Below are 21892 nucleotides of genomic sequence, written 5' to 3' on the forward strand. Positions count from 1 at the left end.
GCCTCTTCTACGTACGACGTACCTAGAAAGGAAAGCCCATGAGCCCACCCGCCAGTCCGCCTCACCACCCGGCCATCGAGGTCCGGGGCATCCACAAGCGGTTCGGTGACACGCTCGCCCTCAGCGACCTGGATCTGGTGGTTCCCACCGGCACCGTGTGCGGGCTGCTCGGGCCCAACGGCGCGGGCAAGACCACCGCGGTGCGGATCCTGGCAACCCTGACCCGCCCGGACGCCGGTCGCGCCCATGTCGCCGGCTTCGATGTCGTCCGCCATCCCGACGAGGTGCGCCGCCGGATCGGGTTCGCCGGCCAGCACGCGGCCGTGGAGGAGGGCATCACCGGCCGGGAGAACCTGCGTCTGATCGGGCGGCTGCACCACCTCGGCGCCCGCGGAGCCCGCCGGCGGGCGGACGAACTGCTGGAACGCTTCGGGCTCCTCGACGCCGCCGACAGGCTGGTCCGGGCCTACTCCGGCGGCATGCGGCGGCGTCTCGACGTGATCGCGAGCCTCGTCGTCCGCCCCGCCGTGCTGTTCCTGGACGAGCCCACCACCGGGCTGGACCCGCGCAGCCGGAACGACATCTGGACGATCGTGCGGGAGCTCGTCTCGGAGGGCACCACGGTGCTGCTCACCACGCAGTACCTCGACGAAGCCGACCGCCTCGCCGACGACATCGCCGTGCTCGACCATGGCCGCCTCATCGCCGCCGGGTCGCCGGCCGAGCTGAAGGCCGCCATCGGCACCAGGGTCGAGGTGACCCTGGCGGACGCCGACCAGCTCGGCGCGGCCGCCGCGGTGCTCGCCGCGCTCACCGGCGGCGAGCCTGTCCGCGACGAGCCCGAGCGCCGGATCGTCGCGGTCAGCGATCCCGGTCGCCCGGTCGCGCTGCCCGGGCTGGTCCGGGATCTCGACGCCGCCGGCGTGCAGGCTCTGGACGTCGCGCTGGGACATCCGTCGCTGGACGACGTCTTCCTCGCCCTGACCGGACGCGCGGCGTCCGACGGGCCGGCGGCCGGTCTCGGCCTCGCCGCGGCGGCGGTGGCGCCATGAGCACCCTCGTCCCGAGCGGCCGCAGCCGTCCCGGCGACGCTGGTGGCCCGAGCGACGCGGCTGGCCCGAGCGGGGACGGTGGCCCGAGCGGGACGGCGCCCGGAGCCACCGGCGCGCCCCTGGGCAGCCTCCCGCCGGTATCTCGCGCCGGACGGGCGAGGTTCGCGATCTCCGACGCATGGGCTCTCGCGCTGCGTGTGCTGCTCTATTACCGGCACTCGCCGGGGCTGATCGTGGCCTCGCTGCTGGCGCCCCTGACGATGCTCCTCATTTTCGGCTACATCTTCGGCAGCGCGATCCGGGTGCCCGGAGACGCGGGCTACCGCGAGTACCTGATGCCCGGCCTGTTCACGCTGATCGCCGCGAACGGCATCATGCCGAGCATGACCGGTGCCGCCCGCGACGCGGGGCGCGGCGTCACCGACCGGCTGCGGACGATGCCGATCTCCCGCTCCGCCGCGCTGTTCGGGCAGACCGTGGCCGACCTGGTGGTCAGCGCCGCCGTCCTGGCGATGCTGTTGGGACTGGGGCTCGCTCTCGGGTGGCGCGCGCACGACGGCCTGTCCCGCGCGGCGGCCGGGGTCGCGCTGCTCCTGCTCTTCCGGTTCGTGACGAACTGGATCGGCGTCGGCCTCGGGCTGGCCATCGGCCGGGAGGACACCGCCGCGCAGCTGTCCGTGCTGGTCTTTCCGCTCGCCATGGTCACGAACGTGTTCGTACCCACCGACGGGATGCCCGCCTGGCTCCGGGTGATCGCCGAATGGAACCCGATCAGTGCCGTCGCCGCGGCGGCCCGCCACCTCTTCGGCAACGAGGTGCCCGGGACCGCCGCCGTCGCCTGGCCGCTGGCGCATCCGGTCGCGGCGGCACTGGCCTGGTCCGCCCTGCTGCTCGCGGTGTTCATCCCGCTGGCGGTACGCGCGTTCGCGACGCACGGCCGCTGAGGCCGCCAACCGAAGATCGCCGGCTGGGTGTGTGGACCGGGCCTCTACACCCTGGAGCGCCAGATCGTGACCAGGCATGTCGCCGGGGCCGGCGAACGCGAGATCGCCGAGGCGCTGTTCCTCACACCCCGCACGGTCCGGCTCACCCTGGCGGCAGCCAGGGAACGGCTAGGCGCGACCTCCCTCGCCGACCCCGGGTGAGACCGAGCAAGCGACGGCCAGCTCCGGTGTTGGCTTTCCGAGGAGATAGCCCTGGCCGTAGTGGACACCAACGCCGATCGCGGAGTCTCGCTCAGCGGTGGTCTCGATGCCTTCCGCGATCACCTTTCCGTCGATCTCTTCCGCGAGGCGGACGATGCCAGCGGCTACCGCGCGACGAGCGGGGTCCTGGTCGATGCCGCGTGTGATGACGCAGTCGAGCTTGACGACGTCGGGCCGCAGCCGCAGGAGCTGTTCGAGGTCGGAGTAGCCCGCGCCCGCGTCGTCGACCGCGATGTGGATGCCGTGGTCCCGCAGACAGTCGACGGCGCGCATCACCTCGGCGCAGCCAGTGTAGTTCTCGTGCTCGGTCACCTCGACGACGAGTCGATCGCGTTCGGGCAGGTCACAGGCGATCGCGACAAGACCGGCGGTAACTGTCTTTGGCGAGGCATTGACGGCTAGTTTCACTCCGGCCGGTAGGTGCGGCAGAACCGTGATGGCGCGCTGGATCGAGGCAAGTTCCAGCTCGGCTCCGAGGCCGACCAGTGCGGCATCCGCGAACCATCCCTGCGGATCACGAATCCGGTCGCAGCAGCGGGCCGGGAACCGGGATAGGGCCTCGATTCCGACGACCGCGTTGGTGGTCATGCGCCTGATCGGCTGGTAGACGATTCCAGGTCCCTCGTTGTCGACGAGATCGCAGATGGCGTGCCACACCCGGCTTCGCTCTTCCCAGATGCGACGAAGGTCGATGAGTGAGTCGCGGATGAAGTCCGCTACTTCCGAGAGGAAGCGGCTCTCGCGGTCCTGGAGCGCTGGTCGCGGGTGGTGCGCAAGCGCCATCAGCAGCCCATAGGGTGCGCCAGTGGTGTCTGTCAGACATGTGGTCACATAGGCACGGGCGCGTAGACGCCGGAGCAGTGGGGAGTCGGCCATGCGGGCGTCCTCATGGGTGTCGCCGACCACGGTCGGAACCTCCCCGGCCTCCATTTTTCGGCCTAGATCTTTGCCTCGCCTGATGGTCACACCGGGGGCGAGGCCGAAGCTGTCACCGTCGCCGCTGACGACCTGAGTTACCAGAAGGTCACCGTCCCACATGCTGAGCACCGCGACATCCATGGCGAGGTGGTGCCGCAGAACGTCAAGGAGTTCTGTCACCTTCTGATCTGGTTCGAGCACCTCTCCGGCCGGCCCGAATGTCGCGTCATTCGTCGTGGCCACCCCCTCGCCAGCGGGATACCCGGAGGTTGCCCTGGCCATCGCTTCGCCGCCACCCGATCCACGGGGCGACGAGGTCATGACGGATGTACCGAATGGACGATCCGAACGCCGTCAGCCGGTGGTGGCGACCAGTTCGGCGAGGTCGAGCGCGTCCCCACGCACCTCGGCCAGCCATGCGTCGTCGAGGTATGTGAAGTCGCCGGTCTCGGTGTCGAGCAGGCCGACGCTCCCGGCCGTCACCCGCTGTTCGGGGTTGGCCGACGCCGACTCCCAGCGGATGGCCCTGGGGCGCACCAGCTGGGCGAGCGCGTAGGAGGTGGTGCGGCCGTAGACCCGCGGGCCGTTGGGGTGGTGGTAGTGGCCGCTGACGTGCAGGGGCGGCTGCAGGTGCTCAAGGAGCCGGGACAGCTTCGCCGAGCCCTGCACGCTCCCGCTGAAGTCGCGGGACATCCCGTACGGACCGTCGTGGGTGACGAGGATATCGGCGCTGCCCGGCTCGGCGCCCATCAGCAGCGCGTAGGCGTGCTCGTCCAGGTCCATCTTGCCCTCGACCTCGATCAGCCCGAGGAACGCCACCCGCTGTCCGGCGATCTCCACCACGCTTCCGCACGCCACATGACGGTAGGCACCGAGCGGGTCCACCGGCACGATCTCGGTGCCGGCCGCCTCGTGCAGGGCGGCCAGCCATTCATGGTCCTCGTGGTTGCCGCTGACGAACAGCACCGGCGGTACCAGGCCGAGGGCGAGCCGCACGCCCTCGGCGAACGACGGCGACGGGTCCAGCAGCCGGACGAAGTCACCCTGGGCGGGATGGTCCCGCCCGAACCGGCGGCTGGACTCGTCGTACCGCTCGACCGTCGGGAACGCGCCCAGGTCCCCGACCTGGATCACGGCGTCGAGCCGGACCCCGCGGCGGTCCTGGAGCAGCACCGCCGCGCCCAGGGCATGCAGCACACAACCGTGGACATCGCCCACGAAAGCGATCTTCATCGCCTCTCGACCTTTCGAAAGAGCCATAAGGACATGGCTCTGCGCGGTCAAGCGGCGCAACGATGTGGTGTCAACCACCGGCCCTGAACCTCTGAACTTCGGAACCGGTGACTCACATCCCAGCGCTCCACCGCCGTCTCGACGACCGAACCAGCTCAAGCATCACATCCGCCCGAATACCCGTCAACGCCCGTCGAGCGCCGCCCGCGGTATGCGCGATGACCAGCCGACCAGCCGACGCGACGCGGTCGGCGGTCGGCGGTCGGCGGTCGGCGGTCGGCGGTCGGCGGTCGGCGGTCGGCGGTTCCAGGATCGCGACGACCCCGTCGCGAGTCGATGCCGGCTGTCGACGGTGAGCTCGGGCTCAGCTGCCGATGTCATGGTCGCCGGCCTCGACGAGTCCGCTCTCGTATGCGAAGACCACCACCTGGGCGCGGTCACGCAGGCCCAGCTTGGTGAGAACGCTCGACACGTGCGACTTGACGGTCGCGGGCCCGATGAAGAGTTCCTTGGCGATCTCCGAGTTGCTGGACCCCCGCGCGACGGCGACCACCACGTCCCGTTCCCGCTCGGTCAGGCGCTCCACGCGACGCGAGGCCCCGGAGCCGAGAGTCTGGCGCTCGGCAAACCGCCCGATGAGGCGCCGGGTGATCGACGGCGCCAGCAGCGCGCCGCCGTCGGCCACGGTCCGGACGGCCCCGGCGAGCTGGTCGGCGGGAATGTCCTTGAGCACGAAGGCGCTGGCGCCGGCCCGCAACGCCTCGTAGACATATTCGTCCGGATCGAACGTGGTCAGGATCAGTACCCGCACGTCCCAGTCCGCCTCGGCGAGAATTCTCGACGTCGCCTCAAGGCCGTCCATCTCCGGCATCCGGATATCCATGAGGATCACATCTGGACGGTGCCGCCGGGTCGCCTCGATCGCCTCAAGCCCGGTCCCGGCCTCGGCGACGACGTCGATGTCGCCGTGTACCCGCAGCACCATCGCCAGGCCCCCGCGGACCAGTGCCTGGTCGTCGACGATCAGGACGCGGATGCTCACGCGGGTTCCCCTCCGATCGGCAGGTGGGCAACCACCCGGAACCCTCCGCCCGCGTACGGCCCCGCTTCGAGGCTCCCGCCCAGCAGCAGCGCCCTCTCCCGCATCCCGATGATGCCGTGACCTCCCGAGCCGTCCTGGACGACGTCCTGCCCGGGCATGGCGGCGGTGCCGTGGCCGTCGTCGTGAACCTCGATGACGACTCTGTTCCGGTCGGTGCGCAGCCACACCTTCGTCGGAGCGCCGGGACCGGCGTGCTTGAGCACGTTGGTGAGCGCCTCCTGAATGATGCGGTACGCGAAAAGGTCCGTGCGGGCCGGAAGCCCGGCCGGCAGCCCGCCCGTCGCGAGCGTGACGTCCGCGCCCGCTCGGCGGACCTGCTCGATCAGCCGGGGAAGATCGGCGAGGCTGGGCTGGGGCCTCAGCTCGCCGAGGTCGGACTCCGGCCGCAGGACGCCGAGCAGGTGGCGCAGCTCGTCCAGGGCCTGGCGCCCCGCCTCCTCCACCGCGCCCATCGCCCGCAGGGCGGCCTGCGGGTCCTCGACGGCGACCGCCCGCGCTCCGCTCGCCTGGATCGTCATGAGGCTCACCCGATGGGCGACGACGTCGTGCAGTTCCCGGGCGATACGGGTGCGCTCCTCGGCGACGATCCGGCGGGTCTCCGCGGCCCGGTCCCGCTGGAGCTGGACGACGCGGTCCTGGCGCAGCCGAACCCGACGCCCGATGTACCACGCCCCGAACATGACGACGCTGCCGATCACGGGCACCTGCCACCACGGGCCTGGATCGTCGAGGCCGTCGACGCTGGCCAGGGCGGTGCCCGCCGCGATTCCCGCGGGGCCGCGCCAGTCCGCCGCGGCGTAGCGCCCGGTGGCATACAGGGCGAGGATCGTGTGCCAGCCGGGCGCGGCGTCGTGGCTGGCGAGCAACACGGCCCAGGCGGTCAGCGCCACTCCCAGCACGATCAGCGGCGCGCGCCTGCGCCAGTACAGCACCGGGCCGGCCACGGCGACGACCAGCAGGACAGGAAACGGAACGTCGCCGATGGGGCGGACCGACATCGAGTCGCCGGGGCCGTCGACCACGAACACCGTCATGAAGAAGGCCGCGAGGGTGAGAACGGCGTCCGCGGCGCGGGGCCAGCGGGCGAACGGGCCTCGAAATCTTTTCGGCGCGTTTCCTGGCGGCGTCCACGGGGGCGGCGTCGTGCGGTTCGCCATCGCTTCTCAGCGAGACATGCGGCGGTCGGCCGCGGCTTCGTCAGCGGGCACCGGCTCACGGTATGCGAGAGAGAAGGAGCGGTCGCCCGTCTCCAGCCGTATTCCGGTCTCCCCCGTCAGGGGGAGGGCCGCGCCCTGTCCGCGCCGCGCAACCTTCCCGCGGCGGGGCGCGATACCCCTCTGGCGGCGGGAGACGGCAACGGCCGCCGGCAAGCACAGTCAGACCACGGCCCGCCGCCCAGGGCACGGCCCGATTCCACCTCTGTGCGCAGCCGCGCCGTGCGCACCGCATTGCCGGGGCGGTCGCGCCCTGTCCCGTCATCGAGCCCGCCGGCCGGATCGCGCGCACCTTTCTCAGGAGAACCCCGCCATGAAACAGCTCACTCGCCATATTGGAGACGCGTGCGCCCGCAGGCCGAGGATCACGATTGCCGCCTGGGTGCTCGTCGCCGCCCTCGTGCTGGCCCTGGCCGGCACGGTCGGCGGCTCGTTCGTCGACGACCTCGTCGATCCCGGCAGCCAGAGCGAGAAGGCGATGGAGCTGCTCGAGGAGCGTTTCCCCGAAGCGGCGGGCGGCAGCGCCATGGCGGTGTTCGCCGCGCCGGAGGGACAGCGGCTCGAGCTCCAGCGGCCCGCCGTCGTCGCCGCGGCCGCCCGGATCGCGGGGGTGGAGCACGTCGCCGGCGTCACCGATCCGTTCACCGCCGGCACGGTGTCGCCCGACGGGCACATCGGCTTCGCCGAGATCGCCTTCGACGTGCCCGCGACCGACCTCGGCCCGGGTGCGCTCGCCGCCATCACGGACGCGATGCGGCCGGTCAGGGACGCCGGCCTCACCGCGGAGCTCGGCGGTGACGCCGCCTTCATCAATGCCGAGACGGCGACGTCGGGGGCGGAGGCGGCCGGCCTGTTGGCCGCGCTGGTCGTGCTGGTCGTCGCGTTCGGCACGATCGTGGCCGCTCTCGTCCCCATCGCGCTCGCCCTGCTGACCGTCGCCGCCGGCATAGGCGGCATCGTGCTGCTCGCGGCCGTCATGGATGTCTCCTCGGCGGCGCCGACGATCGGCGCGATGATCGGCCTGGGAGTCGGGATCGACTACGCCCTGTTCGTCATGGCCCGCTACCGCGAGCGCCGCGCCGCCGGTGAGGACAACCCCACCGCGCTCTCGAACGCGATGGCGTCGTCGGGCTCCGCCGTCCTGGTCGCCGGCGGCACCGTCGTCGTCGCGATGGCCGCCCTCGTGCTGACCGGCCTGGGCTTCCTGGCCTCGATCGGTCTCGGCACGTCGCTCGTGGTGCTGTTCGCCGTCGCGAGCGCGCTCACCCTGCTGCCCGCGCTGCTCTCGCTGCTCGGCGACCGCGTCGACGCGGGCCGGGTCCTGGGCCGCCGGCGCTCCCCCAGGCGCGCTCAGGACTCCATCTGGTGGCGCTTCGCCCACCACGTCTGCGGCCGTCCGCGACTGTACCTGGTCCTGGCCGCGACGGTGCTGCTCACGCTGGCCGCGCCCGCGCTGCAGATGAAGACGGGCTTCCCCGACGCCGGCGACGACTCGACGAACACCACCCACCGCCGCGCCTACGACCTGCTGGCGGAGGGTTTCGGCTCGGGCATCAACGGTCCCCTGCTGCTCGTCGCCGACCTGCGCGGCCCCGGCGTCGACCTCGGCGAGCTTCCCGCGCTGTCCGAGCGCGTCGCCGCCGACCCCGGTATCGCCACGGTCGGCCAGCCGTGGATCTCGCCGGCCGGGGACACCGCCGTGCTGCGCGCAGTCCCCACCACGGCACCCGCGGACGCGGCGACGTCCGAAACCCTCGAACGCATCCGCGACGCCGTCCCCGGCAACGTCGCGGTGTCGGGCCTCACCGCCCTGACCGACGATCTCACCAGGCAGCTCGCCGACACCCTGCCGATCTTCATCGCCGCGATCCTGGCCGCGTCGTTCCTGCTGCTGGTCGTGGTGTTCCGCTCCATCGCGGTGCCGCTGAAGGCCGTTGTGCTGAACCTGCTGTCGATCAGCGGCGCGTACGGCATCGTCGTCGCCGTGTTCCAGTGGGGGTGGCTTGGAGGCCTGTTCAACCTCGAAGGGACCTACCCGATCGCGTCCCCGCTGCCCACGATCTTCTTCGCGGTCCTCTTCGGCCTGTCCATCGACTACGAGGTGTTCCTCCTCTCCCGAATCCGAGAGGAGTACGACGCGACCGGTGACAACGCCGACTCGGTGGCACGCGGGATGGCCGGCACCGGCCGCGTGATCACCTCCGCGGCGCTGATCATGATGGTGGTGTTCCTCAGCTTCGTCGCCAACCCCTCACCGCTGGTCAAGATGATGGGCCTCGGGCTGGCGTCGGCGATCGTGCTCGACGCGACGATCGTCCGCATGGTGCTGGTCCCCGCGGCCATGGCGCTGCTGGGCAGCGCGAACTGGTGGCTGCCCCGGTGGCTCGAGCGCCGGCTGCCCCACCTGGGCACCGACGATGCCGGCGGCGCCGGCGGCGCGGACGTGCCACGGCAGCACCAGCCAGCGCCAGCCAGCGTGTCCCGGCGCGGCTGACCCGGGCAGGACCAGCCAGCGGGCCGCGATCCCCGGGGGAGGCGAGGAAAGCGGCGAGCAAGGCCCGGACCGCGGGGCGGCCGCCGGGCGCGCGGCGAGGTGCCTCCTGGCAGGTCCGCCTGGAAGGCACCTCGCGCGCGGGGCCGACCGGTCAGCCAACCTGCTGGGGCGCGGCGGCCAGCCCGTGGCGGGTCAGGAAGTCCATCGCGACGTCGGCGACCTCGCGCCAGCCCTGGTCGATCGCCATCGAGTGGGCCCGGTCCTCGAACAGGTGGTACTCGGTGACGGACGGGTTCTTCGCGTACTGGCCGTAGGCGGCCTTCGACGTCACCGCCGGCACGGTCCGGTCCTTGCCACCGGCGATGATCAGCAACGGGCCGCGCTCACTGGCCACGTCGACGGTCGCCTCGGTCTTGCTCGAGAAGTTGGCGGTGGCGGCCTGGAACAGCGGCAGCCCGGGCCCCGGGATGGCGTAGCGGTTCCACAGGTCGTCGGACTCCTCGCGGGAGACCGCGTTCGCGAACCCCTTGTGGAACTGCGCCTGGGTCAGCAGGACCGTCTTCTTCTTGTTCGCCGGGTTGCCGAGCACCGGGAAGCCGGACTGGAGCTGCGCGAGCGGCAGTTTGCGGTTGCCCCTGAACTGCGCCGGCGAGATGACGACGCCGCCGCGGGCGAGGTTCATCCCCAGCAGGCGCTGGGCGATCAGCCCGCCGAACGAGTGCCCGATGACGATCGGGACCTGCGGCAGCTCGCGGATCGCGGCGGCGTAGTGGTCGGTGATCTCGGCGATGCCGCGGTTCGCGAGCGGTCCCGGGTTCTCGCGGCTCGCCTCGGTGGTCGCCGCGTCGCCCGGCCAGCCCGGCGCGACACCGCTGTAGCCAAGCTCGTCGACCAGGTCGATCCAGCTGTCCCAGCTCGACGAGTGCATCCACAGCCCGTGCACGAACACGACGGGGATGTGGGTGGGATCGGTCATTGCTGTGCCCCTTAGCTTCGGCCGCCGCGGCCACTCCCTGTGCCTTGTCGCCAAGGCTGGGTGTCCAGGCCGGAACAGGATTGTGCGCACAACGATGGGCCCTGGGGCAACGGCCTGCCTTCAGTCAGTCGACTGTCCCATGCACGCCGGAGTCCCGTCGGACTTGTGTGTCCCTCGCCGGGCCGCTCCCCCGTCGGGCGGCACGCTCCTCGGCCTTCTTCCTCCGCCGGGCCCTCGCGGCCTGACTCCTGCCCGCGGGCTTCCCGTCGTCACGTCCCCGACCGGCGCCGTCGCCCGGGAAACACGGACCTTCCGGCGGTCGGCGGCGGAACCCCGCCGGGCATGGCGGCGCCCGCCGCGGCCAGCGCACGCGCCCCGCCGCCCGCGACACCCGCAACGCCCGCCGCGCTCGGGAGCTCGGCCCGCAGGCACGCTCCCGTCGCGCCCCCGCCCGGCTGGCCGTCCGGCTCGACCGCCGTCAGCGTGCCGCCATGGGCACGCGCGATGTCCCGGGCGATGGCCAGGCCGAGCCCGCTGCCACCGCCGTCGCGCCCCCGCGTCTCGTCGAGCCGGGTGAACCGGCCGAACACCGACTCGCGGTGCTCCGCGGGAATGCCCGCGCCGTCGTCGGACACCTGCACGGTCGCTGGCGCCGCCACGCGCACGGTCACCGTCGACTCGGCGTGCCGCACGGCGTTGTCGACGAGGTTCCCGACCATCCGGCGCAGGTGCGACGCTGACCCGGCCACGACCACGTCGGGGGAGATGTCCAGCGCTATCCGGACGTCCTCCCGCCGGGGCCGCGACGCCTCCTCGGCGGCCACCTCGCCCAGGTCCACCTCGTCCGCCCGCAGCGGCTCGCCGGCGTCCAGCCTGGCGAGCAGGAGCAGGTCCGCGGCCAGCGCCTGGAGCCGGCCCACGTCCGTGAGCGACTCCCCCACCAGGCCGGGCGCCTCATGCCGGCCCAGCTCCAGGCGCGTGCGCAGGATCGCCAGCGGGCTGCGCAACTCGTGCGCCGCGTCCGCGACGAACCGCTTGTGCCGCTCGACCGCCCGTTCCAGCCGGTCGAGGGTCGTGTTCATCGCCCGCGCCAGCCGGGCGATCTCGTCGCCCGACCGGGGCACCGGCACGCGCCGGTGCAGGTCGGTGGCCGTGATGTCGGCGAACGTCGCGCGGATCGCCGACACCGGGGCGAGCGCCCGCCCGGTCAGCAGCCAGGTCAGCCCGGCGACGAGCAGCAGCAGGACGGGCAGGCCCACGAGAAGCAGGTTGCGCAGCATCGTCAGGGCCGCGCGGGCCGGGCCGAGCGAGACGCGCGCGGACACGGTCACCGGCCCGGCCGAGGTGGTGACCAGGCGCTGGGCGGTGGCGTAGCCGGACCCCCAGGACACCCCGGCCCCTTCGCCACTTCCGAAGCTCCCCGACAGGGCCGGACCGCCGGCGCGGCCCTCGACCCGTACGTCAGGGTCGGGCGCGACGAAGTTGGTGACGACCTGTCCGGGCTCGCCGGGGTTCCCGCCCGCGCTGACCTGCGTGAGACTGGCGGCGGCCTCGTCCGCTCGCCGCCCCGCCTCCTGGTCGGCGCCCGACTCGAGGCTCCCCTTCAGCGTCAGGACCAGGACGAGGCCCGCCGCTCCGAGAGCCAGCGCGACCGTCACCGTCGCCACCACGGTCGCGCGCAGCCGCACGGACCAGCGCATCAGGAGCCCCCGTCCAGCCGGTATCCCGCGCCCCGCACCGTCACCAGGCTCGCCCGGCCGAACGGTGCGTCGATCTTGCGGCGCAGTGCGCTGATGTAGACCTCGACGATGCTCGGATCGCCGTCGTAGGCGAAGTCCCAGGCCTGCTCGAGCAGCTCCGCCTTGGAGACCACCTCGCCCGGGCGCCGGGCGAGCGCGTGCAGCACGGCGAACTCCTTCGCGGTGAGCGCGATCTCCGTCTCGCCGCGCCGGCAGCGCAGGCCTGCCGGATCCACCGACAGGTCGCCCGCGGTCAGGACGACCGGCCGCTCCCGCCCACCGCGCCGGACCAGCGCGCGCAGCCGGGCCAGCAGCACCACGTACGAGAACGGCTTGGACAGGAAGTCGTCCGCGCCGGTGTCCAGCGCCTCGGCCTCGTCGTACTCGCCGTCCTTCGCCGTCAGCATCATGATCGGCGTCCAGTTGCCGGCCTCCCGCAGGCGGCGGCACACGGCATATCCGTTGAGCAGGGGCAGCATCACGTCGAGCACGATCGCGTCGTACCGGTGCTCGGTCGCCATCCACAGGCCCTCGCGGCCGTTGTGCGCGACGTCGACCGCGAAACCCTCCTCCGCCAGCCCACCACGCAGCAGTCCGGCCAGCCGCTCCTCATCCTCCACCAGCAGCACTCGCATGACTACAGCCTGACGGATCCGACCTATAGGCGACCTGAAGATCGCTTCAGCCGGCTTCAGGAGCGCCTCAGCCTGCGCACGGGAGTCTGGCCCCGGCCCCAACGAGGGGGCCATCGAGAAAGAGGAGGTGCACCATGCGCATCCGTCGGATCGTCCTCGTCAGCGCGATCACCCTGGGGCTCGCCGGCACGGGCGCCGCGGCCGCCAACGCCGCCGGGGCCCTGCCCGGCTCCGAGGGCCCCTCGGGCCAGCCGTCGACCTGCCCCGCTCCCCCGGGCGGCGCGGGCGTCGACAACGTCCAGGTGAAGGACGGCAAGATCTACCACAACGGGAAGCTGGTCGGCACGGCCAAGCCCGGCGAGCCGGTGGCGGTGAAGGACGGCAAGGTCTACGTCGGCGCGGACGCCGAGGCGCTGCCGAAGCCGCCGGGCGCCCAGGACCTCCAGATGAAGGACGGCAAGGTCTACCTCAACGGGAAGCTGGTCGGCGAGGCCAAGCCCGGCGTCCCGATGGTGGTGAAGGACGGCAAGGTCTACACCGGTGCGGACGCCGAGGCGCTGCCGAAGCCGGGTGACGCCAAGGGGCCGCTCCTGACGCGCGTGGGCGGTGGCACCGGCACTGGCACCGGCGACAAGGGCTTCGTCTGCGCGACGGAAGGAGCCCAGACCCACCAGGACTAGACGCGCAAAGCGTGTGGCCACGCGTGCGGAACCGCGCCACTCCGGCGGAGGGCTCGGTTCCGCACCGCGCCCGCGGCTGCCCCGCGGCTCGCCCACCTACTCCGCGGAGTCCGCGAGGTCGGCGGCGTAGGCGTCGAGGGCGTCGCGCAGGGCGGCCCGGGAGGTGATCCCGAGCTTGGGAAGATCCGGTACAGGTGGGCGCTGATCGTGCGGTGGCCTAGGAAGAGCTTCTCGCCGACCTGACGCAGACACGTGTCCGAACGACCTATTCTCTTCTCCCGGCGGAAGGGCCACCGGGCGCCGCCCGATGGTGGGCAGTGGACCGCCGCGGCCGGGCGCAACTACCCACAAGTGGGGTGCGATGCGCTCTCGTTGAGATCCTAGGCTCGCCCGGCGTTCCGCCACACACGTGTGGAAAGAACGGACAGAAGCCGAGGAAGGGACGCCGGGTGCCGATCTACATCGGTGTCGTCGGCCCAGGTGACGCGTCGGGCCAGGAGCTGGCGGACGCCGAGCACGTCGGCGCGCGGCTCGCGGAACAGGGCTGGTACGTGGTGTGCGGCGGCCTCGGCGGCGTAATGGCCTCGGTCTGCCGGGGCGCCGCGGGTGCCGGCGGCGTGACCATCGGGCTGCTGCCCGGCCTGGACCGGGCCGAGGGCAACGCCAACCTGACGGTGAGCATCCCGACCGGCCTGGGCGAGCTGCGCAACGGCCTGGTGGTCCGCGCGAGCGACGCCCTGGTCGCCATCGGCGGCGGCTGGGGCACGCTCTCCGAGATCGCCCTCGCGCTGCGCGCCGGCAAGCCCGTCCTCGGCCTGCGCACCTGGGCGGTCCAGGCACCGCACCCGACGCGGCCGGCCGGGTTCACCGAGGTCGCCCACCGGGACGGTCTCGTGCCCGCGCTGCTCGCCGCCCTTCCTGTACCTCCGGGCTGAACGCCCGAGACCACGCCGGGTGGACGACGCGACCTGCCTGCCCGCGCCGGCTACGCCGCTGCCGCCGGGCGAGGCAGGGTTGCCAGGTCGTCGGAGGTGAGCTCCCAGCCGACGGCCTCGGCGTTGGCGGCGACCTGCTCCGGCCTGGTCGCGCCGGCGATGACGGACGCGACGCCGGTCTGGGCCGCGAGCCAGGCGATCGCGAGCTCCAGGATCGTGTGGCCGCGCTCGCGGGCGAACGTGGTCAGCTCGTCGATGTAGGCGAAGTTCTCGGGGGTTGCCGCCTGGGCGAAGTACGGCGCCGCCGCCAGGCGGCTACCGACCGGGAACGGCTGGCCGGCCGCGTACTTGCCGGACAGCAGGCCGGAGGCGAGCGGGAAGTAGGGGATGATCCCCATGCCCGCCTTGACCGCCGCCGGCACGATCTCCGCCTCGACAGCGCGGTTCAGCAGGCTCCACTCGACCTGCGCCGCGGTGAACGCCGCGACCTTGCGCTCCTCGGCGAACGCCGCCCGCTCCTCGATCTCGGCGGCGGTCACGTTCGAGCACGCCACGTGGAGCACCTTGCCGGCGCGGACCAGGTCGTCGAGGGCCTCCATCGCCTCGGCGTTCGAGCCCTCGGCGTCGACGAAGTGCTGGTAGTAGACGTCGATCCGGTCGGTGCCGAGCCGGCGCAGGCTGATCTCGCAGCCTTCCAGGATCCGCGTGCGCAGGATGCCCGGCGTGTAGGGCTCGTCCTTCGGGCGCCGCATCGCCTTGGTCGCGATGACGACCTCGTCGCGGCGCGCGCCGAGCGCGGCACCCAGGAACTCCTCGGAATGGCCCCCGCCGTACATCTCGGCGGTGTCGAAGTGGGTGATCCCGGCGTCGAGCGCGGCGCGCACGACGACCGCGCTCGCCTCGGCGTCGATGCGCATCCCGAAGTTGTTGCAGCCCAGCCCGACGACGGACACGGCGGGGCCCGTCGTGCCCAGTGGTCGCGTCCGCATGCGCCCTCCTGAAAGATCCCAGCTCCCGAGGCGACACTACGGCCCCGCCACCCCCGACGCTCGGGCACAGGCGTCGCGACACAGATCCCCGCGGATGCGACATGTGGAAGAATCACGCCGTGGGACAGGGGGGCCACGGTGAGCATCGATCCGGGTAGGACGGATGCGGACGAGACCAAGCCACCGGCCCCGGCGCCGGTCGACGGGACCCCGGCGCCGGCGGTACCCGTGCCGAGGCCGGCGGCTGCTCCGGTGGGGTTCACGCTGGGAGACCTTCAGGTCGGGGAGCTGCTAGGCCGGGGCTCGACCGGGGAGGTGCGCCGGGCGGTCGGGCCGGACGGCGAGACGGTCGCGGTCAAGCTGCTGCGCCCGGAGCTGGCCGACGAGCCGCAGGTGGTGGCGCGGCTGCTGCAGGAGTGCAAGGTGGTCGCCCGGATCGCCGACCCGCACGTCGTGCGGATCCGCCGCCTTGTCGCCGAGGGCGACCGGGTCGGGATCGTCATGGACTACCTGCCCGACGGTGACCTGCGCGCCCTGCTGCGCCGCGAGGGCACCCTCCCGCCGGCGGACGCCGCCCGGCTGGCCGCGCAGGTCCTGCTTGGGCTGCGCCGCGCGCACGAGGCCGGCGTGGTCCACCGCGACGTCAAGCCCGAGAACGTGCTGCTGCGCGGTCGTGACGTCGTGCTGACGGACTTCGGCATCGCCCGCCAGCTGGAGGGCCCGGCGCTCACCCGCAGCACCGGGCTCCTCGGCACCCCCGCCTACCTCGCCCCCGAGCTGGCCTCCCATGAGCCGGCGACGCCCGCCGTCGACGTCTACTCCACCGGCTGCCTGTGCTACGAGCTGCTGACCGGGGCCCCGCCGTTCGTCGGCGGCCCCGCCGTGACCGTGCTGCTGCGCCACCTGAATGAGCCGCCCGCCCGGCCGGACGGGCTGCCCGATCCGCTGTGGGCCGCGCTCGCGGCGATGCTCGCCAAGCAGCCGCACCTTCGCCCGACCGCCGGCGACGCGGCCGCGGCACTCGCCGCCCTCGCGCCCGCGCTGGCCGGGCTGCCCGCCCGCCCCAGGACGCCGCCCGCGCCCACCGGGCCGACAGGCACAACGCCCCGGCTGAACACGGAGCCCGGGCCTGGCTCCGCAGGGTCGTCCTCGTCGGCGACGACGGCCAGCCCGTCCCCGGATTCCGGCCAGGATCCCACGCCGGATCTCACCGCGACCCGTACCAGCGGCCCCCGCCATCCGTACGCGCCAACCGGCCCGGCCGCGCCGGACCCGTCGTACTTCGGCGCCTTCGCCTTCCCGCCGGGCTCCGGACCAGACTCCGGGCCGAGCTCCGGGCCAGGGGCCGCCGGCCCGGGGACCGACGGGTTCGACGCCTTCGCCACCCACACCAGCGCGCCCCGACCCGGCGCCGGGTCCCCGGGCGGCCCGAACCGGCCGGACCCGGACGCGCCCGGCCGGCCGGGCCGCGGGTTCCCGCGCCGCGCGGCAGTGCTCATCCCCGTCGCTGTGGTTCTCGTCCTCGCGCTCGCCGGCACCGGCCTGACGGTGCTGCTGCGCCACAGCCGGCATGCCGACCTCGCCGGCGACACCGCCGAGCTCACCGCCACCGCGCCCGCCGGCGCCACGGGCACCGGGGGCCTGGCCGCGCCGTCGGCGGCGACGCCCCTGCTGGGCGCGAGCGCGACGCCCACCTCGCCGCGGACATCCATCGGCTCCGGTGCCAGCTCCGGAAGTACGACCACGCCGACGGCGACGGCCACCGCGGCGCCGGTGCCCGCGCCGGGCCGGCCGTCGGTGACGGCCGCCCCGCGCTCCGGCGCCGTCGTGCTCACGATCTCCCGGCCTTCCGGCGGTGGCCAGGTCACCGGCTACCGGATCAGAGGCTCCGGGATCTCCACGCGGAACGCGTCCTCCGCCGGCCAGGTCACGGTCCCGGTGCCCGACTGCGACACCCATGCGTTCACCGTCACCGCCGTCGGCCCCGGCGGCAGCGCCGACTCCGCCGTCGTCAACGCCGTCGGCTGTGTGGCGCCCGGCCCGGTGACCGGAGTGGTGGCCAGTGTCGACCAGCTCGCGAACGACGGCTCGGGCCTGGTGACAGTGCGCTGGTCCGCTCCCGCCGACTTCGGCGGCGCGAGCAGCGTCGACTACGTCCTCACCATCACGCCGTCCTACCCGGAGTACCCGCAGTACACGACGACGAGCGCCGGTACGACCCACACCCACTGCATGCCGGCGGGCCGCTGCCCGGAGCACGTGACCGCCATCCAGGCCCGCAACTCGATGGGCCTCGGCCCCAGGGTCGAGGTCCCCAGCTACTGACCCCGGCTCCCGGGCTTGCCGGTGGCCCCGCGAAAGGGCCACCGGCCGCCGCGGGACCGGAGGGTGAAGGCCAAGGTCGAGGTCAGGCTCGGCGGTCGCAGCACTCGCCGCGCCCGTCGCGCCCGTCGCGCCCGTCGCGCCGGTCGCGGAGCAGGTCCGCCAGGACGACGACCGTCTCCGGCGGGAGGAGGCGTGTCACCGCGTCGACCAGCCGCGCGCCGCTGGCGCCGTCCGGCGCGGCCGTCAGCAGTTCCCAGACCGCGAGCTGGTGCGGGGAGATGCCGCGGTCGGGACCGACTGCCGTGCCGACGTCCGGTACCCAGCCACCGGGAATGGTCGCCGCCTCCGCGCTCGCCGTCGGAGCCACGCCCGACCGGCTGTGCACCGGCGATGGCGGCGAGACTTCGGGAGCCTGGTCCTGGAAGATCAGGACGACCGAGGTGCCGCCGTGTTCCGGCCGGGCGTGGTCGACGTAGAGCGCGTCATCGATCAGCCGGGCCAGCTCCGTCAGGTCACGGCCCCGCGCGCCGGTGTGCAGCGCCAGCCCGAGCCGGCCTCCGCCCAGCGCGACGAGCCGCGCGGGCTCGCGGCGCCGCGGCCAGCCGGGTTGGTCGTGGGGAGCGGGGATACTGCCCATTGGGTCACTCCTGTCTAGGTCACAGCGAGTGGCCAAGGTTCGGGGCGGTGGTAGGACACCGCCCCGAACCGTTCGGCCCATCTCGTGGGGTTGGGCAACCCCACCGATCATCGTACCCAGATTTGGGGTTGCCCACTACGATGGCGGCCATGGCTGATGTCGAGTTGTGGACAACCGGAGACATCGCCGCACGGCTGGGAATCAGCACCGAGCGGGCCCGCCAGCTCACCCACCGCGCCGAGTTCCCCGAACCCGTCGGCGCCGCCAAGCACATCCGCTTCTGGCGCGCCGACCGGGTGGAGGACTGGATCGCGAGGCATCGCCCGAACCAGGCCCCGTCCACATAGCCCAGGTCACATCGAATACGCGGCCAAAGCCTGCCCGTGAAAGATGTCGGCCGGCCACCGCTGGACTCGGGCCGGTCGGCGCACGGGTCAGTCAGTCAGTCGGTCAGTCCAGGGCGACGGTGAGGTCCGGGCCAGTGGCCTTGCGGACCTCGTCGACCGTCACGTCGGGGGCGAGCTCGCGCAGGACGAAACCGGTGCCGGGGACGACGTCGAGGACGGCGAGGTCGGTGATGACGCGGTGGACGCAGGCCTTGCCGGTGAGCGGAAGTGTGCAGGCCTCGACCAGTTTGTGACTGCCGTCCTTGGCCGTGTGTTCCATCATGACGATGACCCGGCGGGCGCCGTGGACGAGGTCCATCGCGCCGCCCATGCCCTTGACCATCTTGCCGGGGATCATCCAGTTGGCCAGGTCGCCGCTGGCCGCGACCTGCATCGCGCCGAGCACGGCCACGTCGACGTGGCCACCGCGGATCATCGAGAACGAGGCCGCCGAGTCGAAGTACGCCGCGCCGGGCAGGACGGTGACCGTCTCCTTGCCGGCATTGATGAGATCCGGGTCGACGGCGTCCTCCGTCGGGTACGGGCCGACGCCGAGCACGCCGTTCTCGCTGTGCAGGACGACGGTGACGCCCGGCGGAAGGTAGTTCGGCACGAGCGTCGGCAGGCCGATCCCGAGGTTCACATACTGGCCGTCGGCCAGCTCCTGGGCGACCCGGGCGGCAAGCTCCGCGCGCGTGCGGCTCATGCCGTCACCGTCCTCTTCTCGATGCGCTTCTCGACGCCGGGCGTGTGCAGGACGCGCTGCACGAAGATGCCGGGGGTGTGCACCTCGGCCGGGTCGAGCTCGCCCGGCTCGTAGAGCTCCTCGACCTCGGCGATGGTGATCCTGCCGGCGGCGGCGCACAGCGGGTTGAAGTTCGCCGCGCTCTCCCGGTAGACCAGGTTGCCGTGCCGGTCGCCCTTCCAGGCGTGGACCAGCGCGAAGTCGCAGGCGATCGCCCGCTCCAGCACGTACTCCTCGCCGTCGAAGACGCGGGTCTCCTTGGGCTCGGAGGCGAGCGCGACACCGCCCTTGCCGTCGTAACGCAGCGGAAGGCCGCCTTCGGCGACCTGGGTGCCAACACCGGCCGGGGTGTAGAAGGCAGGGATGCCAGCGCCGCCGGCGCGCAGCCGCTCGGCGAGCGTCCCCTGCGGGACGAGCTCGACCTCGAGCTCACCGGCGAGGAACTGCCGCTCGAACTCCTTGTTCTCCCCGACATAGGAGCCGGTGGTCCGCGCTATCCGACCGGCGCGCAGCAGCATGCCCAGGCCCCAGCCGTCCACGCCGCAGTTGTTGCTGACCGTCCGCAGCCCGGACACACCGGCGTCCAGAAGGGCCTCGATCAGCGCGCTCGGGATGCCGCACAGCCCGAAGCCGCCGACCGCCAGCGACGCGCCGTCGCCGACGTCCGCCACCGCATCAGCCGCGGCCGCCACCACCTTGTCCACCACTCACCCGCCTCTTGAATCGCACCGGCCAGGCCATCCTGCCCGACGACGGCCCGCCAGTGCGGCTTCAGCCAAGGTTGCCCCGATAACATCGCCGCGCCGTGAGCTTGATCACCGGTTCTGTATCCGGATCCGAATGGGCGAAGGCCCGGCGTTCGGATCCGGATACAGTCCTGGCGATCTTCCGCACAGCCGAGCGCCGGTGATCGCCAGCCGAGTATGCGAACTGGCGTCCAGTCACCGTCCATCGCCGCCGTGGGAACGACCCGGACACGTCGCGGTTCTCCCCGCCCAGCACCGCCCCGGCCCAACGCGGCGCGGCGCGGCGCATCAACTTCGCGACACTCGGCGCGGGGCGATGTCCCCGCATGGTCAACATGGTCTGCGGGCGGATCTCGACGGTTCCACCCAGCGCGGAGTCGGCTGGTCATCGCGAACTCTCCTCCCCCGCCCCGGCCGGGCGAGGCGTCGCCCGCCACAGAGAACTGGCTGGCCGCTTACGCGCTCACATCCGGCGTCGTCCGCCATCCATCTCCCTTTCCCCGGACCACCGTCCGACGAGGAGGAAGCCCGGAACATGAGCCACCCCAAGGAAAACCCACCGCACGCCGTCGACATCGTGTTGTGCATCGACGTGACCGGCAGCATGTCCTCGATCATCGAGACGGTGAAGAAAGACGCCCTGACCTTCCACAACCGCCTCGCGGACAAGGTCGCGGGAAAAGGCAAGTCCTTGGGCCAGCTACGGCTGAAGGTCATAGCCTTTCGGGACTTCGGGGACCGGGCAGATGACGCCATTCAGGAGTCGGAGTTCTTCCAGCTCCCAGCGGAGGCGAGACAGTTCGAGAAGTTCGTGCGGGGACTGCGGGCCACCGGCGGTGGCGACGCGCCGGAGTCGGCGCTGGAGGCGCTGGCACTGGCGATCCAGGCGCCCTGGGAGCGCGAGCTACCCCGCGCCCACCACGTCATCGTCATGTTCACCGACGCGGCGGCGCACCCGCTCGGCAAGCACCGCTCCAAGGCTCGCACCTACTACCCCAAGAACATCGCCAAGGACTTCGACACGCTGTTCGACCAGTGGGGCCATGAGAACAGCACTTCCGCGCACATGGACCCCTCGGCGAAGCATCTGGTGCTGTTCGCGCCCGACCAGACCCCCTGGACCGGCATCTCCGAGACCTGGGACAACACCCTGCACGCTCGATCCCGGGCCGGGCATGGCCTCGACGACGTCTACATCGAGGAGATCATCTCGACGATCGCCCACCGGCTGTAGGCCCGCGGATATTCGGCGGCCGGGTGGCGCCGCGACCGTCGACAGGATCGACCCGAGCGCGCCAGCCGCCAAGGCCGAACCTTGCACACGGTGAGCAACTGCGGCAACCCACCCATGAGAGTGCCCATCAGCCGAGGGCCGCCGGATCAGCCAGCGCGTCACGATCCGGCTAGTGCGCTGTCCGTGAACGTCTGCCGGGCGAGGTGTGGCGATCTCGGTTTGCGGTGATGCGCAGGTATCTGCTCCTGCTCGTGGGAGGGGTCTGCGATGGCGAAGCCGGTGCATGTCCGTCGGTTGACGGACGAGGAGGGACAAGCCCTGCTGCGGATCGTGCGGCGGGGTCGGCACGACGCGGTGAGGATCCGCCGGGCGATGATGATCCTGGCGTCGGCGTCAGGAAACACCAACGAGGCGATCGCCGCCCTGGTCGCCGCCGATCCCGACACGGTCCGGGACGTCATCCACGCGTTCAACGACCGCGGGCTGGACTGCCTGGACCCGCGGTGGGCAGGTGGCCGTCCGCGGCGGATCACCGCAGACGGCGAGGCCCGCATCCTCGAGGTCGCCCGCACCAGGCCAAGGGCGCTGGGGCTGCCGTTCACCCACTGGAGCCTGCGCAAGCTGTCCGACTACCTGCGCCACCCCCC

The 21892-nt window shown here is 72.5% G+C and carries 21 protein-coding genes; 10 read left to right on the forward strand and 11 right to left on the reverse strand.

All coding sequences use genetic code 11. From position 1 onward, the window contains the following. Positions 1 to 38: 38 nt before the first annotated feature. The 3 genes from QOZ89_RS39880 to QOZ89_RS39890 are packed head-to-tail and all read left to right on the forward strand — an operon-like array spanning position 39 to position 2197. Positions 39 to 1052, forward strand: coding sequence for an ATP-binding cassette domain-containing protein (locus QOZ89_RS39880; protein WP_071055058.1), 1014 nt, complete (start codon positions 39 to 41; stop codon positions 1050 to 1052). Further along, positions 1049 to 1996 carry an ABC transporter permease gene (locus QOZ89_RS39885; RefSeq protein ID WP_083420192.1) on the forward strand — a complete coding sequence of 316 codons (948 nt, stop codon included), beginning with the start codon at positions 1049 to 1051 and terminating at the stop codon, positions 1994 to 1996. Before QOZ89_RS39880 ends, QOZ89_RS39885 begins: the two co-directional genes overlap by 4 nt. Positions 1997 to 2023: 27 nt before the next feature. Beyond that, positions 2024 to 2197 (forward strand): LuxR C-terminal-related transcriptional regulator, encoded by a 174-nt coding sequence (locus QOZ89_RS39890; RefSeq protein WP_157910649.1) that lies wholly within the window; start codon positions 2024 to 2026, stop codon positions 2195 to 2197. On the opposite strand, the gene QOZ89_RS39895 is transcribed toward QOZ89_RS39890, so the two are convergent. The 4 genes from QOZ89_RS39895 to QOZ89_RS39910 form a co-directional block, all read right to left on the reverse strand. Further along, entirely contained in the window at positions 2165 to 3418 is a 1254-nt protein-coding gene (locus QOZ89_RS39895; protein WP_071055057.1) for a sensor domain-containing phosphodiesterase, read from the reverse strand. The genes QOZ89_RS39890 and QOZ89_RS39895 overlap by 33 nt on opposite strands. A 111-nt stretch (positions 3419 to 3529) precedes the next feature. Continuing rightward, on the reverse strand, positions 3530 to 4408 hold the full coding sequence (locus QOZ89_RS39900; RefSeq protein WP_071055054.1) for a metallophosphoesterase family protein: 879 nt from the start codon (positions 4406 to 4408) through the stop codon (positions 3530 to 3532). A gap of 364 nt (positions 4409 to 4772) precedes the next feature. Continuing rightward, complete coding sequence (locus QOZ89_RS39905) at positions 4773 to 5450, reverse strand: response regulator transcription factor (protein WP_071055052.1); 678 nt, start codon at positions 5448 to 5450, stop codon at positions 4773 to 4775. Beyond that, positions 5447 to 6667, reverse strand: a complete 1221-nt coding sequence (locus QOZ89_RS39910; protein WP_071055050.1) for a sensor histidine kinase — start codon at positions 6665 to 6667, stop codon at positions 5447 to 5449. The genes QOZ89_RS39905 and QOZ89_RS39910 overlap by 4 nt, the downstream gene beginning before the upstream one ends. Positions 6668 to 7037: 370 nt before the next feature. Here QOZ89_RS39910 and QOZ89_RS39915 point away from each other — a divergent pair, with 370 nt between their 5' ends. Beyond that, a complete protein-coding gene (locus QOZ89_RS39915) occupies positions 7038 to 9218 on the forward strand; it encodes an MMPL family transporter (protein WP_071055048.1) in 2181 nt (726 codons plus the stop codon). Between the two features lie 151 nt (positions 9219 to 9369). Here QOZ89_RS39915 and QOZ89_RS39920 read toward each other — a convergent pair whose 3' ends face one another. From QOZ89_RS39920 to QOZ89_RS39930, 3 genes are all read right to left on the reverse strand, one after another. Then, the gene (locus tag QOZ89_RS39920; RefSeq protein WP_312629281.1) at positions 9370 to 10194 is read right to left on the reverse strand and encodes an alpha/beta hydrolase; all 825 of its coding nucleotides are present in this window, start codon (positions 10192 to 10194) and stop codon (positions 9370 to 9372) included. A 269-nt stretch (positions 10195 to 10463) separates the two neighbouring features. Further along, the gene (locus QOZ89_RS39925; protein WP_312629283.1) at positions 10464 to 11894 is read right to left on the reverse strand and encodes a sensor histidine kinase; all 1431 of its coding nucleotides are present in this window, start codon (positions 11892 to 11894) and stop codon (positions 10464 to 10466) included. Beyond that, entirely contained in the window at positions 11894 to 12568 is a 675-nt protein-coding gene (locus QOZ89_RS39930; protein ID WP_071055045.1) for a response regulator transcription factor, read from the reverse strand. The genes QOZ89_RS39925 and QOZ89_RS39930 overlap by 1 nt, the downstream gene beginning before the upstream one ends. Before the next feature lie 134 nt (positions 12569 to 12702). Between QOZ89_RS39930 and QOZ89_RS39935 the strand changes: the two genes are divergently transcribed. Next, complete coding sequence (locus tag QOZ89_RS39935; protein ID WP_071055042.1) at positions 12703 to 13248, forward strand: hypothetical protein; 546 nt, start codon at positions 12703 to 12705, stop codon at positions 13246 to 13248. 449 nt (positions 13249 to 13697) lie between these two features. Further along, entirely contained in the window at positions 13698 to 14183 is a 486-nt protein-coding gene (locus QOZ89_RS39940; protein WP_071055039.1) for a TIGR00725 family protein, read from the forward strand. A gap of 50 nt (positions 14184 to 14233) precedes the next feature. Here QOZ89_RS39940 and QOZ89_RS39945 read toward each other — a convergent pair whose 3' ends face one another. Next, the gene (locus QOZ89_RS39945; RefSeq protein ID WP_071055037.1) at positions 14234 to 15172 is read right to left on the reverse strand and encodes an aldo/keto reductase; all 939 of its coding nucleotides are present in this window, start codon (positions 15170 to 15172) and stop codon (positions 14234 to 14236) included. Between the two features lie 138 nt (positions 15173 to 15310). On the opposite strand from QOZ89_RS39945, the gene QOZ89_RS39950 reads away from it, so the two are divergent. Then, positions 15311 to 17497 (forward strand): protein kinase domain-containing protein, encoded by a 2187-nt coding sequence (locus QOZ89_RS39950; RefSeq protein ID WP_071055034.1) that lies wholly within the window; start codon positions 15311 to 15313, stop codon positions 17495 to 17497. An 82-nt stretch (positions 17498 to 17579) separates the two neighbouring features. Here the strand turns inward: QOZ89_RS39950 and QOZ89_RS39955 are convergent, their stop codons facing one another. Further along, positions 17580 to 18134, reverse strand: coding sequence for a hypothetical protein (locus QOZ89_RS39955; RefSeq protein ID WP_071055032.1), 555 nt, complete (start codon positions 18132 to 18134; stop codon positions 17580 to 17582). A gap of 149 nt (positions 18135 to 18283) precedes the next feature. Between QOZ89_RS39955 and QOZ89_RS39960 the strand changes: the two genes are divergently transcribed. Then, positions 18284 to 18481, forward strand: a complete 198-nt coding sequence (locus QOZ89_RS39960) for a helix-turn-helix transcriptional regulator (RefSeq protein WP_071055148.1) — start codon at positions 18284 to 18286, stop codon at positions 18479 to 18481. Between the two features lie 103 nt (positions 18482 to 18584). On the opposite strand, the gene QOZ89_RS39965 is transcribed toward QOZ89_RS39960, so the two are convergent. Both QOZ89_RS39965 and QOZ89_RS39970 read right to left on the reverse strand, forming a co-directional pair. Beyond that, positions 18585 to 19226 carry a CoA transferase subunit B gene (locus tag QOZ89_RS39965; RefSeq protein ID WP_071055030.1) on the reverse strand — a complete coding sequence of 214 codons (642 nt, stop codon included), beginning with the start codon at positions 19224 to 19226 and terminating at the stop codon, positions 18585 to 18587. Beyond that, positions 19223 to 19969, reverse strand: coding sequence for a CoA transferase subunit A (locus QOZ89_RS39970; protein ID WP_071055146.1), 747 nt, complete (start codon positions 19967 to 19969; stop codon positions 19223 to 19225). Before QOZ89_RS39970 ends, QOZ89_RS39965 begins: the two co-directional genes overlap by 4 nt. Positions 19970 to 20546: 577 nt before the next feature. Here QOZ89_RS39970 and QOZ89_RS39975 point away from each other — a divergent pair. Together QOZ89_RS39975 and QOZ89_RS39980 are read left to right on the forward strand one after the other, a co-directional pair. After that, a complete protein-coding gene (locus QOZ89_RS39975; protein WP_312629294.1) occupies positions 20547 to 21245 on the forward strand; it encodes a vWA domain-containing protein in 699 nt (232 codons plus the stop codon). Between the two features lie 267 nt (positions 21246 to 21512). Further along, positions 21513 to 21892: helix-turn-helix domain-containing protein (locus QOZ89_RS39980; RefSeq protein WP_312629296.1), on the forward strand; the 380-nt coding region annotated here is incomplete at its 3' end.

The sequence above is a fragment of the Pseudofrankia coriaricola genome, assembly GCF_032027725.1.
In the GTDB taxonomy this organism is placed as follows: domain Bacteria; phylum Actinomycetota; class Actinomycetes; order Frankiales; family Frankiaceae; genus Pseudofrankia.